Source organism: Paenibacillus sp. NPDC057886, from assembly GCF_042796655.1.
Lineage (GTDB): Bacteria > Bacillota > Bacilli > Paenibacillales > Paenibacillaceae > Paenibacillus.
In genome coordinates, this window is record NZ_JBHVMZ010000001.1 from 914,279 (window position 1) to 932,390 (window position 18,112).

General features: G+C 46.7%; 8 protein-coding genes. 7 read left to right on the forward strand and 1 reads right to left on the reverse strand.

What is annotated here, in order from left to right; translation table 11 throughout:
• Window positions 1-108: 108 nt before the first annotated feature.
• The 6 genes from ACFVQB_RS04220 to ACFVQB_RS04245 all read left to right on the forward strand — a co-directional run bounded on the left by ACFVQB_RS04220 (window position 109) and on the right by ACFVQB_RS04245 (window position 15,231).
• Entirely contained in the window at window positions 109-7,665 is a 7,557-nt protein-coding gene (locus ACFVQB_RS04220) for a fibronectin type III domain-containing protein (RefSeq protein WP_379435141.1), read from the forward strand.
• Between the two features lie 121 nt (window positions 7,666-7,786).
• Entirely contained in the window at window positions 7,787-8,497 is a 711-nt protein-coding gene (gene treR, locus ACFVQB_RS04225; protein ID WP_379436305.1) for a trehalose operon repressor, read from the forward strand.
• 366 nt (window positions 8,498-8,863) lie between these two features.
• A complete protein-coding gene (locus ACFVQB_RS04230) occupies window positions 8,864-9,796 on the forward strand; it encodes a glycoside hydrolase family 5 protein (RefSeq protein ID WP_379436308.1) in 933 nt (310 codons plus the stop codon).
• 240 nt (window positions 9,797-10,036) lie between these two features.
• Entirely contained in the window at window positions 10,037-12,106 is a 2,070-nt protein-coding gene (locus ACFVQB_RS04235) for a bifunctional aldolase/short-chain dehydrogenase (protein WP_379435142.1), read from the forward strand.
• 18 nt (window positions 12,107-12,124) lie between these two features.
• Complete coding sequence (gene rhaA, locus ACFVQB_RS04240; protein WP_379435143.1) at window positions 12,125-13,396, forward strand: L-rhamnose isomerase; 1,272 nt, start codon at window positions 12,125-12,127, stop codon at window positions 13,394-13,396.
• A 161-nt stretch (window positions 13,397-13,557) separates the two neighbouring features.
• Window positions 13,558-15,231, forward strand: coding sequence for a ribonuclease J (locus tag ACFVQB_RS04245; protein WP_379435144.1), 1,674 nt, complete (start codon window positions 13,558-13,560; stop codon window positions 15,229-15,231).
• A 120-nt stretch (window positions 15,232-15,351) separates the two neighbouring features.
• Here the strand turns inward: ACFVQB_RS04245 and ACFVQB_RS04250 are convergent, their stop codons facing one another.
• Window positions 15,352-16,434, reverse strand: coding sequence for a bifunctional 3-deoxy-7-phosphoheptulonate synthase/chorismate mutase (locus ACFVQB_RS04250; RefSeq protein ID WP_379435145.1), 1,083 nt, complete (start codon window positions 16,432-16,434; stop codon window positions 15,352-15,354).
• 577 nt (window positions 16,435-17,011) lie between these two features.
• Between ACFVQB_RS04250 and ACFVQB_RS04255 the strand changes: the two genes are divergently transcribed.
• Entirely contained in the window at window positions 17,012-17,995 is a 984-nt protein-coding gene (locus ACFVQB_RS04255) for a LacI family DNA-binding transcriptional regulator (RefSeq protein WP_379435146.1), read from the forward strand.
• Window positions 17,996-18,112 lie beyond the last annotated feature (117 nt).

The following is an 18,112-nucleotide window of genomic DNA, read 5'->3' on the forward strand; positions in this document are numbered from 1 at the left end:
TATAATCAAGAAAAAATGACACTTGTTAGGGGAGGCACCCCAACAGAGGACTTTGTTCCTTTGTTGGGGTGCCTCCTTTTTTTGGTGTGCAGAAAAGGAGAGTAGACGTTGAAGAAATCTGAGAAGCGTATTAAAAAACAGGCCGAGCAACTGACCAAAGTGGTACTGGCATTTGCCTTGCTGTCACCCCAAGCCTTGCTGGTCGAATGGGGTTCAACGGCAATTATGGCTGAAGCTGTGGAAACCATCAGTATTGTATCCGATACTTCCAGCATGAAGGCTGTTCAATCCTCCAAGGTGAAAGTGGAGATGAATAGTGATGGCAAATATAGAATTGTGCTGCTTCCAAATACGAACGTATTTTACGGTGGTGATACAGGGAATGTATCCACGATTATTGATCATAACGGAACGCCCGTTAATTTTAAGTCACTGCCCCTTAATTATTATCGAATCAATAACAATGTAATTGAAATGTCCAGGCAGAAAGACAATGTAGAGTATATTTTGCGGGTGTCCATCGTTAATGCTACATCTCAGGGTGGTTATATGAAGGTGGAGCTGGAAGCTGTTAACCGCAGCGGCTCTACGCTGAATCTGGGCGGCACGTTCTATTGGGATACGATGGTGAATGGCAACGATGCTTCTCCGTTTGAAGTGATTGAGAACGGCTGGCGCAATTACAGCGGTGGTGTTCAGGTAACCGCTTTTTATGCCAACACGTATAACGTCGTGGACGCAGATCGCATTTTCATGGGGCAGTACAATAGCCCGGACAGTGCGCAGCTAACAGGTGGTTCTTCACCATCTTCCTTTACGCCGGGGCAGACCGTTACCGCAACCGATACCGCTGCGCAGTTCTGGTGGAACGGCAAAGCAACCGCCAACCAGGCTTCACGCAAATTTTCAACGATTGTAGGGATTGGTCCCAAAAATGCACCACCTTCATTTGCACTATCGGCTCCCTCTTCGGGTCAAACCTATTACAAAGGAGAACAGCTTCAAATTTCCGGTACAACCCGGGATACGGATGTGGGGGATCTTTTGACCGTCAAATGGTCGATTGACGGCGGGTCCGAAAACATTTTGACACAGATGACAGCTACAGGTTCCAATCAGTCGTTTAATACGAATTACACATTGCCGGACACGCTCGCAGATGGCGCACATACGTTGCAGGTGTGGGTTATGGATGACAAGGGAGGGGTCTCCTCAGCGGGCACGGTCAACTTCACAGTGAAAAGTTTCGTTGTTCCGGGAACGCCGACATTTACATCAATTAACAATAATAATCTGACGGTGAACTGGGACAAGAAGGCGAATGATGCTTCCGTGACGTATGAATTGAAAAATGTAACGACGAATCAGACCTTTGATACAGGTACATCCAATAGTCGGCAGGTGACCGGGCTTACACCGAATACCCAGTATTCTTTTGCCGTGCGCGCCAAAAATACGGTCGGTTCCTATACGGGGTATTCAAGTCCAGCTAGCAAATTTACACTGGCAAACACACCAAGCGATGCAGCTGTTAGCCAGTCAGGTAACTCCGTTACGGCTAGTTGGAACAACAATGGCAATCCTGCGGGAACGAATTACAAAACGGAAATACGTAACTCAGTCGGACAAGTGCTTGCATCGGGTACAACTTCATCAACTCGTACTGAACTTGCGTTAACTGGACTTGCAGACGGATTGTATGACGTATATGTAGCAGCATTGAATGGAGAAGGCATACAGACTGCATTTACCTCTGCAGGTCAGATCACAAAGGATACAACCGGTCCCACCGCTCCCTCTATAGCAGTTAATCCTTCTTCTTGGACCAAGGAAGATGTATTGGTTACGATTACAGCAGGTTCGGATGCCTTAAGCGGTGTGCAGAAGACACAGTACAAGCTGGGGATTGGAGGAGAATGGAAGGATTACACTGTTCCCGTTACAGTTGTTTCTGAAGGAAACACACTCATTATTGCACGCAGTATAGATACATTTGGCAATACAGGACAGGAGGCTTCTGTTACAGCGCGAGTGGACCGCACAGCTCCTACACCTCCCGTCATTTCGTTGAATCCTCCGGAATGGACCCATTCGGCAGTAACGGTGACGTTAACGGCAGGTACGGATGAAGCAAGTGGAGTAGCTATTACGCAATATAGGCTTGGAGGTGAAGGGACTTGGGTCGATTATCAAGAGCCTTTTACCATCAATACGGAAGGAATAACCGAGATTCAGGCACGAAGTGTGGATCGGGCCTCTAACGTCAGTGCTTCAACTTCAGGAACTGCCCGGATCGACAAGACAGGGCCTGATGAGCCGAAGATTATACTCAGTGACGATGAATGGACGAATCAGGATGTTTCTTTTGAAATAACCAGCGGTGAAGATACAGGCAGTGGACTTGCCAAAAGCCAATATCGTCTAAACGAACAAGGCCCCTGGATCGATTACACCGGAGAAGTGAAGGTTACCAAAGAAGGACAGACCACAGTATATGCGCGCTCGCTTGACCGGGTAGGGAATGTAAGCACTGTAGCGAAAGCACTCATTCGACTGGATAAGACCGCTCCAACAGAGCCGGTTATTACATTAAGTCAGTCCGGCTGGAGCAAGGAAGCCGTACAATTTACGATTGCTGGCAGCGTAGATGAACATGTCATTTCGTATGAATATAGTTTGAATGGGGCCCCGTATATTGTAGGAAACTCAGACACAGTGAGTTCAAACGGTTCCACCGTAATTCGAGCCAGAGCGAGAGACGCTGTCGGAAACGTGAGCAAAGAGATCAGTCGTACGGCTTATGTCGATCAGGCTGCTCCAACGATTATATTTACACCGAATGGACAGGGCTGGAGCGACACTAATATATCTGCTACGGTTCAATATGCAGATTCTGATTCGGGTATTAATGAGAATTCACGATTGTATAGAGTGACCAACAGTACCGCATCGCCAGACAACTGGAATGAAGCCCGTTCGAATGAGCCTGTAATCTCAATCGAATCAGAAGGCATTTGGTATATCCATGCCAAAACAATGGATATGGCGGGAAATACATATGAGACGGTTTCGGAGCCTTATCGAATCCAGCGCAAACCACAGCAACCTGGAAATGCGAGCATCACACAGATCAATGAGACTTCAGCAGAACTTATGTGGGATTTACCGACAGGAGAATGGTATACCGACGGGTATCAGTATGAAATTATAAACCATACGACAGGCCAGTCGTGGACACTGGATTATCCTAAACAAACGCTCACTGATCATGCCCTAAGTGGTGGTCAAGTCTATGATTACGAAGTGAGGGTTCGAAACCAGACTGGCCTAAGTGATGCAGTAACTGTCCGTGCACTGACACTCCCTGCGGCACCGGGATCACTACAAGTTCGAAAAGTCGATTCCCAGTCTGAGCTGGCAGAAGTGCACTTCGATTCAGTTCAAGGCGCTACTGCGTACCGAATCACGGCTGCAACTTCGGATGGAAGAATCGTTTTTGATCAGACGATCTCCGATTCATCCAATATTCCGTATATCACCAATCTGGTTCCGGGGAGCATTCATACGATTTCGGTCACAGCTCTGAATGAGAGTGGTGCCGGAGAAAGTAGCAGGGCTGGATTTCTGACATTGCCTGCAGCACCCGGTGAATTTGCGGCAGTGCAGATTCGGGAGCACGAGATCTCTTTGGCATGGGATACGGTAACTTCAGCCATTTATTACAACCTTTCGCGTAGTGGAGCAGGAGTCTACGAAGGATTGGAAACGGAATATGTGGATGCAGGTCTGGATAGTGGAACAGAGTATAGCTATGAATTGCTGGCCGCAAACGAGACAGGAGAAGGTCCGGTAACAAGTTTGCAGAAGCTGATGACATTGCCGGGGGCCATTGAAAGCTTGAGTATAGATAATGCTACAACAACGAGCTTGCATCTAAGTTGGGATCTTGTAAGAGGCGCGGAGCAATACGAAGTCTTTGTGAATGGAGAGAAGAGGCAGACATTGCCTGCTGGAACTCATGAATATCTGCTACCGGGATTGACCGCGGGGACGTTGTATCAGGTAGACGTTCAAGCAGGCAATGGAAGTGGACAAGGTCAATCCAACCGAGTATCTGGAACGACACTTCCCGAGAGTCCTTCGGGTCTTCACTTTGTTCAGCCGACTGAAACAGGAGCAACACTCAGATGGGATACAGTACCCGGAGCGACAAAGTATCGGGTCATTCTTGAGGGTCAGAGTTATGAGATATCAGATTCACAGCTTGAAGTCCATCAGTTATCAGGCAGCCGCCACTATACGTATCAGGTGGAGGCCGGAAATGCTGCCGGTTACGGTGCACCCACAAGCGGTGAACTGCTTACTTTGCCAACCAGACCTGAAGGACTCACAGTAACACGTACGGATGAAACGAGTATTGGGGTGGAATGGGAATCTGTAAATACAGCCGAATCCTATATTGTGAGTATCAATGGGACCGAAGTGGGTCGAACTTCGGAACTTGCCTATACGGCTGAAGAATTGTTGCCAGGCATGGAGTATTTAGTGGAAGTACAGGCCGTGAACACGTCTGGAACCGGTCAGTCCGCCAGCTTGATTCGATTATCCAAACCAGCATCGCCTTCAGAAATCGTAGTTGAACCAGGGGTACATAATGCCACCTTGTCATGGGCCTCGGTAGCAGGTGCTTCGGAATATGTAATTCAACAGGGGAACAAAGAGATTTACCGTGGACCAGAGCCGACGATCCTTATTTCAGGACTTGAGGATGGAACGATGTACCATTACACACTTGTTGCAGTTAACAGACAAGGGACCCCATCCGAAGCGACGAATGTATCCGTACTGACATTGCCTGAGAAACCAGTCGAGATTCAGGCATTGGAAGTGTCAGAAAATAGTCTTAGTCTGGATTTCACCAAAACAGGGGTAAAAGGTGCAGACGAATACATCATTGAACGCAATGGGCGAGAAATTGCTCGCATGGATGCGAGTGAAACCCGATTCGCAGATGAGAATTTGTCGCCGGGCACGAAATATACGTATAAGATCCGGGCGGTTAATGCAAGTGGTACGGGTGCTTCCCTTACCTATGGAATAACAACTCAAACCCTGCCACTATCCCCAGATGGGATTACAGTAATTAAGGGAACGCACTCGTTTGATCTGGGGTGGGAAGCAATAAAGGGAGCTTCCGCATATGAAATACTCAATCAGACAACGGGGCAAGTACAGACTGTGTCCGAACCATCGGTTCATCTCGCCAGTTTACTGGATGGCACAACGTATGAGTTTGAACTTACTGTTATGAATGAGGATGGTCACCGTTCTTCTCCCGTTCAGGTTCTTTTGTTGACCAAGCCCATATCCCCACAAACAGCAAATATTGCTGCCGTAACCGACCAAACGGTAACGCTGGATCTGAGTGGCAGCGCCACACGAGGTGCGGAACAATTGATCATTTTGCGAGATGGTATTGAAATTGACCGAATTCCTGCTGACAGTATTTCTTATGAAGACAAGGACCTGACGCCGGGAGAGAGATACACCTATACGGTTAAGGCTTCGAATGCTTCCGGCGATAGCGATACGGGATTTGATGTTCAATTGCGTACACTTCCAGCAACAATTACGGAAACGCTGTATCCAGATGTGATCGAAGAGACGGAGGTAGTGATTAAGTGGAAAAAGGTTCGAGGGGCAGAAGGTTACATTGTAATGATATCGGATGACGAATTCACCACAATTACAGAGAGCGATTTGACTGAGGTTACCCTTAATGGACTTACCAGCGCTGCTCAATATGATCAAGTAAAGATCGTTCCTTATAATACGGCGGGTAACGGAAGTCCAATGGTCGTTGCTCCATTTTTCACGTTGCCTCATGTCGATTCTGTTGAGATGAAGCTAAATCCGGAGACTGATCATGCCAGACTGGAGTGGGATTTCCCTTACCTCAACGAAACGTTTGTGGTTCTAATGGATGGTAACGAGCTGTATAGAGGCAAACAAAAAGAGTATATCGTAAATGAGCTGCAGGGCGGAAGGAACTACTCCATCGAACTGTATACCGAGAACGAGCAGGGAGATACATCTCATAAGCTTGAATATACGCTGTTAACCAAACCTGAAGCTCCCAAGGAAGTGGAATATCATTCGACACAGGAGAGCATTCAACTTCAGTTCGAAAAGAGCCATGTCAAAGGTGCCGAGCAATTCATCATTGAACGTGACGGTGCGGAGATCGGCCGAGTGTCTGTTGACGAGACTTTTTACGAGGATCGGGGGCTTGAGCCTGGCATGAATTATGTCTATACCATCAAAACCGTAAATGCTTCCGGTAAGAGCGAGGTCGGTTTCAATCTAAAAGCAGTAACGCTGCCTGGCAAAATTCCTTCTCCACCTCAAGTGGAAGAACGCGCTCAACATGGTGCAGATATTGTATGGGATATAATTCCTGGGGCAATGGGCTATCGGATCTATCAAGAAGACAAGCTGATTGCGACAACAATAGAAACGTCGATACATGTGACTGAATTGAAAAGTGCCCAGCTCTATTCCGACTTCTCTATTGTGCCTTTCAATGAGGCTGGAGACGGAGAGACAGTCAATGTACCCGAGTTTGAGACATTGCCATCAGAAGAATTCACCGTTTCAGCGGTCGCCCAGAGCACAAGCAGCATTGCATTGAACTGGAAGCTGAAATCTTTGAATGAAACGATTGTGCTTTCCCACAGCGGGCGGGAGATTTATCGTGGAAAAGATCGAAGCTACATCTGGACAGGACTAACGGGTGGGCAGCGCTATGATGTAATATTGTGGACTGAAAATTCAGCCGGGGAAAAAAGCGAAAGCCAGCAGGCCACGGCTGTGACTCTGCCATATCCACCTCCAAGCGGAAGTGGAGCCGGTTCACCTGCACCTTCCTCCAAACCGGAGGATGCTCAGTCCGGTGTGTCTCAACCTGAGCAAAATGACAAAGCGGAAACAACAGCCAAGAAAAAGGTCAAGTTTATTGATATTGGCCAAACATTCAATAGAGATCAGATTATATGGCTGGCAGAGCAAAACATCATTCAAGGTGTGAGTGAAACCCGTTTCGAACCCCGTCGTCCCATTACAAGAGCTGAGTTCACAGCACTTATTGTGCGATTAATGGGGGTGGACATATCTGCCAATTATCAGCATGCTTTTCGGGATGTTAACGATCAGGATTGGTTCGCTCCTGAGATAGAAGCAGCCGTAAGCCGTGGTATGGTGCATGGCATGGGGAATGGTAAATTTGCTCCACATGCGCTCGTAACCCGGGAACAGGCATCGAAGATCATTGCGAATGTTATTCGCAAAATCAAGCCGGAACCCGCAACTTCACGTCGGGACTTTACGGATCAGATGGATGTGTCCGATTGGGCCAAAGAAGAGGTTGAAGAGCTTGCTGGAATGTACATGCTTACCGGGTACGAAGACGGCAGTTTCCGTCCCATGCAGCATCTGAGCAGATCTGAAGCCGCAGCCCTGATCTTCCGACTGAACAAGCTGATCCGTATTATTGAAGAGAACCAAACTATGGAGGAAGAGAACCGAACTATGGATGATAAAGGAACGAGTATTGACATAGACGGTAAGGCTAACACGTCAAAAACGGATGTGAACGACTTAGATTGAATCACATGTTAATTCATCATTTCATCATCGTCAGTAGCGACATTATCCGTTATTCGACTTTTAATGTTATAATAGGTTGCCAATATGATAAAAAAAGGGTAATGGACAGTGGTGATGAATGATGAATAATAAATTTATCCGAATCTATGAAGATATTGCAGCTCGTATTCGGACTGGAGAAATTGAAGCAGGCACGTTACTTTCCTCGGAACTGGATTTATCGGAAAGTTATCAAACGTCCAGAGAGACGATTCGCAAAGCGCTGAAAATGCTGTCTGAAGAAGGCTATATTCAAAAAATCCAAGGTAAGGGCTCCATTGTACTGGATATACGTAAAATTGATTTTCCTATTTCGGGCCTCGTTAGCTTCAAGGAACTGGCTAAAAAAATGGGACATCGGGCCAAAACGTACGTTAAGGTTTTTGAAGAAAAAAAGGTTGATCAAGCCTTGTTCAAGAAAATCAATTTTGGTCTGAATGAACAGGTATGGGAGATCAGACGTGTGCGCAAAGTGGATGGCGAACATGTCATTCTGGACAAGGACCATATAAGCCAGAGGCTTATTCCCGGTTTGAGCAAGGAAATATGTAATGACTCCATCTTCGAGTACATTGAGGAAGAGCTCGGGCTGACCATCTCTTTTGCCAAAAAGGAAATTTTGGTGGAGGAGCCTACCGCTGAGGATAGGGAATTGCTTGATCTCGAAGGGTTCCACAATGTAGTTGTGGTTAGGAGCCAGGTTTACCTGGAGGACGCCAGTCAATTCCAGTTCACAGAGGCAAGGCATCGCCCGGACAAGTTCAGATTTGTGGACTTTGCCCGGCGTAGATGATATCCAATGACCATGCATATGGAACAGAGGGTACCTTTTCACTTCTTTTAGCGGTGAATGAGGTACCCTCTTTGCTGTGGAGCACAAAATTTCATTCCTTATCATGGTAAAAATAACTTGACTAGTAAGCGTTTTCATTTTATTATATGTCCATAACCTTAACGATAAGGTAAATAAAAATAATAAAATATCTGAATATAAAGTTATTTATTGATTTTAACAACCTTATGAATGTATGAGTTACTCTTGATTTTAGTTAACTTATTGCCTTGAGCAGGGTTAATTGAAAGAAACAAAAAAAGTAGGAGGTTCTAACGAATGGTCAAGTTTCAAAAGTGTACAGTCTTTACCGTAATTGCTGCACTTATGTTGGTGATTCTGGGGAGTGCTGCACCGAAAGCGTCTGCTGCTACAGGATTTTATGTAAGTGGAGGCAAATTGTACGATTCCACTGGCAAGGCATTTGTTATGAGAGGTGTCAATCATGGACATTCATGGTTTAAGAACGACCTGAACACGGCTATTCCTGCGATTGCCAAAACAGGTGCCAACACCGTACGGATTGTGCTCTCCAATGGCGTGCAGTACACCAAAGACGATCTGAACTCTGTTAAAAACATCATTAATGTTGTGAGCGCAAACAAAATGATTGCGGTGCTTGAAGTACATGATGCAACAGGTAAGGATGACTATAATTCGTTGGATGCAGCTGTGAACTACTGGATTAGCATCAAGGAAGCACTCATTGGCAAAGAAGACAGGGTTATCGTAAATATCGCGAACGAATGGTATGGAACATGGAACGGCAGTGCCTGGGCTGACGGATACAAAAAAGCGATTCCGAAGCTGAGAAATGCCGGTATTAACAATACATTGATCGTGGATGCAGCGGGCTGGGGTCAGTACCCACAATCCATCGTGGATTATGGACAAAGTGTATTTGCAGCGGATTCACAGAAAAACACCGTGTTCTCAATTCACATGTATGAATATGCCGGTAAAGATGCTGCAACCGTAAAAGCCAACATGGAAAGTGTATTGAACAAAGGTTTGGCCCTGATCATCGGTGAATTCGGTGGATACCACACAAACGGGGATGTCGATGAATATGCGATTATGAAATATGGTCAGGAAAAAGGCGTAGGCTGGCTCGCATGGTCCTGGTATGGCAACAGCTCCGATTTGAACTATTTGGACTTGGCTACGGGTCCTAACGGAAGTTTGACAAGCTTTGGAAACACGGTGGTCAACGACACTTATGGAATCAAAAATACTTCAAAAAAAGCAGGGATCTACTAGAGTCTGGGTTTTCTAAAAATATTCATCCAATCAACGAGAAGTATTAAGCTTATTCTGAGGACAAAATCTCACCCAAGCACTCTGACTAACACGTCAGGGTGTTTTTTATTGAAAGAAAAAACACCAAAACAGAAATCTTTTGAATTCTTCCGTTTATATTTAAAATCTTTTGTTTTCAAAACAAAACAAAGATGATAAACTCTGATTAGGAATAAAACAAACATTATCGGAGGGGAACAAATGGTACAGAGTTTATGGATTTCATCACAGGCTTCGGAGAAAACAACCGGACTGGAGCAACTGGTCTACCGATCCAATTTGATTGGGGCAGATCGCCGTGTATGTAACATTTTCGGAGGCAACACGTCTACCAAAACGACGGTGAAAGATTTTCGCGGCCGTGATATAGAAGTGATGTATGTAAAAGGCAGCGGATCTGACCTCGCTTCCATGCAGGCGAAGCATTTTACAGGCCTTGGACTCGAAGACATTCGTCCGTTAATCGAACGTGAATCCATGTCGGATGAAGAGATGGTCGAATATCTGGGACATTGCATGATCGATTCCAAGCACCCGCGTGCGTCCATTGAGACGTTACTGCATGCATTCCTTCCATATAAACACGTGGACCATACTCACCCGGATGCGATTATTAGTCTGTGTTGTGCGGATAACGGAAAAGAACTGGCGAAAGAAATTTACGGGGATCGATTTGTATGGGTTCCTTATGTGCGTCCAGGATTCACACTATCCAAGATGATTGCTGAAAGCGTATTCTCGAATCCGAATGCCGAACTGGTTCTGATGGAGAAGCACGGACTTGTGACTTGGGGAGAAACATCGGAAGAATGTTACGCGCAGACAATCAAAATTATTAATGAAGCGGAAGCCTTCATTGAAGCACGTGTTGACGAAGGAAGCCTGTTTGGCGGAGAGAAGCATCCTGCGTTTGAGGCAGAAGTTCGTCGTCAGATCGTATCCAAAGTAATGCCGACCATTCGGGGAGCGGTATCGGATAGCAAAAAAATGATTTTGTCCTTTGACGATCAGGAGGATGTGCTTACCTTTGTTGGTGGAGTGGATTCGCCGAAGCTGTCACAGGTAGGCGCGGCGTGCCCAGATCATTTGGTGCATACCAAAGTGGTACCTCTATTTATCGACTGGACACCGGATGTGGAGGATATTGAAGGGCTAAAATCCAAGCTGGTGGAAGGCGTGGCCGCCTACAAAGAACAATATCAACAATATTTTGAGAGCAACAAAAATGAAGGTGACGTGATGTTCGAAGCTGCACCTCGCGTTATTCTCATCCCGGGTGTGGGCATGATCAACACAGGCAAGAGCTGGGCACTGTCCCAGGTAAGCGGGGCGTTGTATCATAGAGCCATTGCCGTGATGCGCGGTGCGACAAGTCTGGGCCAATTCGTATCCCTCAGCGCCAATGAATCTTACAATGTAGAGTACTGGCCGCTTGAGCTTTACAAATTATCGCTGGCTCCAGCGGAGACTGAGTTTTCCCGCAAAGTGGCGTTTATTACCGGGGGTGCCGGTGGAATTGGAAGTGAAACGGCTCGCAGATTGGTATCCGAAGGGGCACATGTCGTTCTCGCGGACCTCAACCTTGAAGGAGCGCAGAAGGTAGCTCAGGAAATTAACGATCAATATGGTGCCAATCGCGCATATGCATTGAAGATGGATGTGACCGATGAGGAAGCCGTGCAATCCGCGTATGCTGAAGTTGCCGTACAATATGGCGGAGTGGATATCATCGTTAACAATGCTGGTCTGGCCACCTCAAGCCCATTTGACGAAACCTCATTGAAGGAATGGAACTTGAACATGAATGTGCTGGGTACGGGGTACTTCCTCGTCGCGCGCGAAGCCTTCAAATTGATGAAACAGCAGGGGATTGGCGGTAGTATGGTATTTATCGGCTCCAAAAACTCGGTCTATGCGGGTAAAAGCGCCTCAGCTTACAGCTCGGCCAAAGCGCTTGAGGCTCATTTGGCTCGCTGCATCGCTGCGGAAGGCGGGGAATACGGCATTCGTGTAAATACGATTCTCCCGGATGCTATCCTGCAAGGTTCAGCGATTTGGAACGGTTCGTGGAGAAATGAACGTGCAGCTGCCTATGGCATCGAACCAGATCAACTGGAAGAGTACTATCGTAAACGTACAACTTTGCTCGTCAATATTTATCCGAGAGATATTGCGGAAGGCATCGCATTTTTTGCCTCTTCCAAATCGGAAAAAACGACCGGCTGCATGATGACTATTGATGGCGGTGTGCCGGCAGCATTTACACGATAATAAGGAGGGTTCTCGCACATGGAAGATCAAGTCAAGCAAGCATATGAAGCAGCCAAATCATTATATGCCCAGCATGGAATTGATACGGATGACGTGCTGAAGAAGCTCGCGGAGATCAAAGTGTCTGTTCACTGTTGGCAAGGGGACGATGTGAAAGGTTTTCTGAATAAAGACGGGGAACTTACGGGCGGAATATCCGTTACAGGTCAGTATCCGGGGGCTGCAACGACGCCCGCAGAACTTCGGGCAGACCTGGAGCAAGCTTTCTCGATGATTCCCGGCAAACATAAGGTCAATTTGCATGCGATCTATGCGGATACGGACGAACAAGTGGAGCTGGACCGGATTGAGCCGAAGCATTATGAGAACTGGGTGAAATGGGCCAAAGAGCAGGGGCTCGGTCTGGATTTCAATCCAACTTGCTTTTCGCATGAAAAATCAAGTGACGGCTTCACGCTAAGTCATTCGGATCCGGCGATTCGCAAGTTCTGGATCGATCACTGCAAAGCATCTCGCCGCATTGGTGCTTACTTTGGTGAGCAGCTGGGCCAGACCTGTGTAACCAATGTATGGGTACCGGACGGGTTCAAGGATAATCCGGTCGATCGGATGACACCGCGGAAGCGACTGAAGGATTCACTCGATGAGGTGTTTGCCGAGAAGCTTGATCCGAAGTATCATCTGGATGCGGTCGAGAGCAAGCTGTTTGGCCTCGGTTCCGAAGCGTATGTCGTTGGTTCTCATGAATTCTATATGGGCTATGGACTGCAAAATGATACGTTAATCTGCCTCGATGCTGGACACTTTCATCCAACGGAAGTCATTTCCAACAAACTGTCTTCACTGGCGCTGTTTACCAACGGCATTCTGCTGCATGTTAGCCGTCCAATGCGTTGGGACAGTGACCATGTTGTCATTATGGATGATGAGCTACTGGAAATTGCCCGCGAATTGGTACGTCATGATCTGCTTCCAACGACACATATCGGACTTGATTTCTTTGATGGAAGCATTAACAGGGTTGCTGCGTGGGTGGTTGGTACACGTAACACGATTAAAGCACTGCTACGTGCGATGTTGGAACCTGTAGATGCTCTGAAATCAGCGGAGCTGGAAGGGGATTACACTCTTCGTCTTGCTTTGACGGAAGAGTTCAAGTCCTATCCTTTCGGCGCGATCTGGGATTATTATTGCGCCCAGCAGCAAGTACCTGTACGTGAGCAGTGGATTGCTGAGATTAAAACCTATGAGCAGGAAGTTTTGCTTCAACGAGATAAATCTTTCGTGTAGGATGATGCAGGCTACAGCGGAGCAAGCCCTCCGCTGTGGCTTTTTTGCATGGAAACAGCTGCGAAATGCATAACTTCGATCAGAATTTCCATACTAAAAATACATAAAAAAATGCAAAGAATCATTGCCATTTTTGCAACGAAGAGGAGGATCAATCCAATTTGAATATCGCCCACAACAAATTATATATCGCTGCACTTGGCGGCTTGAATGAAATTGGCAAGAACATGTATCTTATCCAGCATAATGAGGACATCATTGTCATCGACTGTGGTTCCAAATTTCCGGATGAAACCCTGCCGGGGATTGACCTCATCATTCCGGATGTGACATATCTACTGGAGAATCAGGACAAGGTTAGGGCGCTTGTGGTTACTCATGGACATGAGGACCACATTGGCGGCATTCCCTATTTGTTAAAACAAATCAATGTCCCTGTGTATGCGTCCAGACTGACACGAGGATTGATTGAGCTGAAACTGAAAGAGCATGGTCTGCTGCGCAAAGCAGATCTGCATACGGTTGACTCCAATTCCAGCATTACGCTGGGCGACTTTGAGGTTTCTTTTTTTGCAACCAGTCACAGCATACCGGATTGTCTAGGCATTTTCTTTCAGACTCCAGGGGGGAATGTCGTCCATACTGGGGATTTCAAGTTTGATATGTCACCTGTTAATGGGCCGTATCCCGATCTGCACCGTATGGCCGAGATTGGCAAACAAGGTGTTCACGTGTTGTTGTCCGAGAGTACCAATGCAGAGAGACCCGGGTTTACGGCTTCCGAGCGAGTCGTAGGTGACCACATATTGGATGCATTCATTCGTGCCAAACAAAAAGTATTTATTTCAACCTTTGCGTCCAACGTAAGCAGGGTTCAGCAGATTGTAAATGCAGCATTCGAGACGGGGCGCAAGCTGGCTCTGCTGGGCAGAAGCATGATTAATGTAGTGTCCGTAGCCAGTGAACTGGGATACCTGGATGTACCTGATGGGCTGCTCATTGAGGCCATTGATTCGGACCAGTTTCCACCTGATGAGGTCGTTGTGCTCTGTACGGGAAGCCAGGGTGAAACGATGGCAGCATTATCCCGTTTGGCGGCCTCCAAACATCCTCATGTGAAGATAGCACCTGGAGATACCGTCATTATTGCCGCTGGAGCAATCCCGGGAAACGAACGCAATCTAGCGCATGTCATTGATAATCTGTATGTGCTCGGAGCACGCGTTATTTACGGTTCAAGCGGTGCAGCAGGCATGCATGTATCTGGACATGGCAGCCAGGAAGAACTCAAACTGATGCTGACCCTGATGAAGCCTGATTATCTGATTCCTGTGCACGGAGAGTTTCGCATGCTGTATCAGCATAGACAGCTGGCGGAGTCCGTAGGGATCGAACGGGATCATGTATTCATCGTGAACAATGGGGATATGATTCAGTACAAAGACGGCGTGGCTTCTCCTGGTCCCAAAATTGCTTCAGGCAATAGTCTGGTCGATGGTCTGATCATGGGCGATGTCGGGAATATCGTGCTGCGTGATCGCCGGCAACTATCTTCCGATGGAATGTTGTTGATTGTGACTACGTTGAGCAAAACGGAGAAGCATATGGTGACAGCCCCCGAGATTATTTCCAGAGGTTTTGTATTTGTAAAAGACTCCGAGGAATTCATGAAAGAGATTCATGAACTGGTTCAGAACAAGATGGATGAGTTAACCGAAAGTGGAGCGAATCAGTGGAATGTCATCAAAAGAAAGCTGAAAGACGAGATCGGTCGTTACATCTATGCCCAGACGAAACGAAGACCGATGATCCTGCCCATTATTATAGAGGTTTGAGAAAAGTGGAGCATAGCCAAATGTATAGACATTAAGCTGATTAAAAGCCTGAGAAATGTAGGATCATACCGTTTTTCGTATGAACCCTACATTTTATTCAGGCTTTTATTGTTAACTAACCTATTGATCCTTCAGCAACCCGGATTGTCTCACAGAGGAGAGGAACTGGTTGAACTGTTCAATGTTTAATTGCTGTGCGCTATCGGAGAGGGCTACCGCCGGATTCGGATGAACCTCAACCATAACACCATCCGCACCGGCTGCAAGAGCTGCCTTGGCACAAGGAGCAAGGATATCTTTGCGCCCGGTAGAGTGGGTGACATCCACAAGCACAGGCAGATGGGTTTCCTGTTTCAGAATCGGCACAGCAGAGATGTCTAGTGTGTTTCGTGTTGCTTTTTCGTAGGTGCGAATGCCGCGTTCAATCAACATGACCTGTTTGTTCCCCCGGGAGACGACGTATTCCGCAGCATGAACAAATTCATCAATGGTTGCCGCCAAACCACGTTTCAGCAGGATAGGAATCTGAACATCCCCGGCAGCCTTGAGCAGTTCGAAGTTTTGCATGTTACGGGCACCGATCTGGATGACATCAATATACTGGCCAGCCAGTTCGATATGACTTGGATGCACAATCTCACTAATGGTCTTCAACCCGAACTCGTCGGCAACTTCCTTCAGAATTTTCAATCCTTCAATTCCGAGTCCCTGGAAGTCATATGGGGAAGTACGAGGTTTAAATGCACCTCCGCGCATCACGGTAATGCCTGCTTCTTTCAACGCTGCTGCGACCTCACGTACCTGCTCATAACTTTCAACCGAGCACGGTCCAGCAATCATGATCGGTTTGCCTGCGCCAACCTTGACGTTTCCGATGGAGACGACAGTATCTTCCTGCTGATTTTTGCGGCTAACGAGCAGTTGTTTCTTGTGTTCGTCGACCTGAAGGTTCAGGGAAGCCTGGAAAATCTGCTTGAACAGAAGTTTGATGGCATCGTCCTGGAAAGGCCCCGGATTGGCGGCAGTCAGTTCCTCCAGCATTTCTTTTTCCCGTACCGGATCAAATTTGGGTACACCCTGTTTTTCCTTGATTTGACCAATTTCCTGTGTAATTTGTGCCCGTTCTGACAATAAGTGCAGGAGGTTATGATTAATCTCACTCAATCGGCCTCTTAATTGTTCCAAGTTCATGCTTTGATCCATGCTGATCCACTCCTTCAATTTAGATTTATGAAAAAACACAAAAAGGCCCTTCATCCGTAAGGGACGAAGAAGCCGTGGTACCACCCTAATTAGAAACGGTCCTGCTGATTGAATACAGCCGAATTGTTTCTCACTTTGACCTTTTAACGCAAGGAACGGATTGTCCTAGAAGCTGTATCCTGGAGGAGCAGCTCTTCAGCAATCGGCTCGGGAGTGAACTTCGGCGGCATGTTCCTTTCGGGTGCTCTCAGTCTTCGGCACCGCATCCCTGTAATGAACGATAACTCCGCGTACTCTTTCCGTCATAGCCTGTATGGATAATGATGTTCTGTTCTGTATTTCATGATACACGTTATGAATTGAAGTTATACTAGCATCTCATGTTGTTGTCTGCAAGAAGCTGAATTAATGCCATGCATCAATAACGCTTTACCGTGACGCATTATGCATGCACTTCAAGTTTCCCGTGCGATTTACTAATAGCTTCATGGGAATAGTATTCGCAAGGGTTTGCCATTCGAAGTATAATATAAGGTAATATAAGTGAATTCAAGCAATGAGAATAAGAGGAGAAGTTATGAATAAAACGATTTCGGATATCGCCCAAATGGCAGGCGTGGCGAAGAGCACAGTCTCTCGTTTCCTGAATGGTGGTTCGGTTAGTGAAGATACACGGCACAAAATTGAGCGCATTATTAAACAATACAATTACGTACCCAATACGTTTGCACAGAGTCTCAAAGCAAAAAAAACCAGTATTATTGGAACGGTTGTTCCTCGTCTGGATTCCTTTGCAACCTCTCAGACATTGATCGGCATCGATGAAGAATTAAGAAATAACCAGTATCAGATGCTGATCGCTAATACGAGCCAGGATATGCAGCGTGAGATTGATGCTATATATGACTTTGCCAGACAGAAGGTATCCGGCATTATTCTGCTTGCCGCTGAAGTGACCGACGCACATCTCAAAGCCGTTGAAGACATCGGAATTCCGGTCCTATTGGTAGGGCAGCAGCATGAACATCTGCACAGTCTGGTTCATAATGATGATCAGGCGGGGTATGAGATGGGGAAGCATGTTGTGGAGAAGGGCCATCGAAAAATTGTCTATATTGGCGTTACCGAGAAAGATCAGGCGGTGGGTATCCATCGCAAACAGGGGTTCAAGCGTGCGATCGACGAATGTGGCGGATGTGATGTGACGTATTATGAGACAAGCTTCAAAATGTCCGAGGCCATCATTACCGCAGAAGCGATTTTGAAAGAAAGCAAACCGAGCATTATTGTGGGTGCAACAGATAATATCGCACTGGGTGTGATGAAGATATCTTTTTCCAATAAGATACAAATACCGCAGGATTTATCGGTTACCGGATTTGGCGGTTATGAAATTACCGAGATGATTCATCCTACACTAACGACAGTGAAATATCATTATTTTGAGGCAGGTCAAGTGGCGGCCCAGCACATTATTCGTCTGGTAAAAGGCGAGCCAGTGGAACAGTGCACGATCCTTGATGTGGAGATTATTCCACGAGAAAGCGTTGACAAGATATAAATATATCCTTTATGATAATTCCATCGAACCGGTTCCACACTAAATGTCCGATACGGATATGGGAGCACGGTGGCAGGCGAAAAAGCTGCATGGAATTATTTTTTTGAGTGAATTGGA

Bases quoted from the DNA above. Each gene is read 5' to 3' on its own strand.
- ACFVQB_RS04255 (WP_379435146.1), top strand. From the start codon at position 17,012: ATGAATAAAACGATTTCGGATATCGCCCAAATGGCAGGCGTGGCGAAG.
- treR (WP_379436305.1), top strand. From the start codon at position 7,787: ATGAATAATAAATTTATCCGAATCTATGAAGATATTGCAGCTCGTATT.
- rhaA (WP_379435143.1), top strand. From the start codon at position 12,125: ATGGAAGATCAAGTCAAGCAAGCATATGAAGCAGCCAAATCATTATAT.
- ACFVQB_RS04230 (WP_379436308.1), top strand. From the start codon at position 8,864: ATGTTGGTGATTCTGGGGAGTGCTGCACCGAAAGCGTCTGCTGCTACA.
- ACFVQB_RS04250 (WP_379435145.1), bottom strand. From the start codon at position 16,434: ATGGATCAAAGCATGAACTTGGAACAATTAAGAGGCCGATTGAGTGAG.
- ACFVQB_RS04235 (WP_379435142.1), top strand. From the start codon at position 10,037: ATGGTACAGAGTTTATGGATTTCATCACAGGCTTCGGAGAAAACAACC.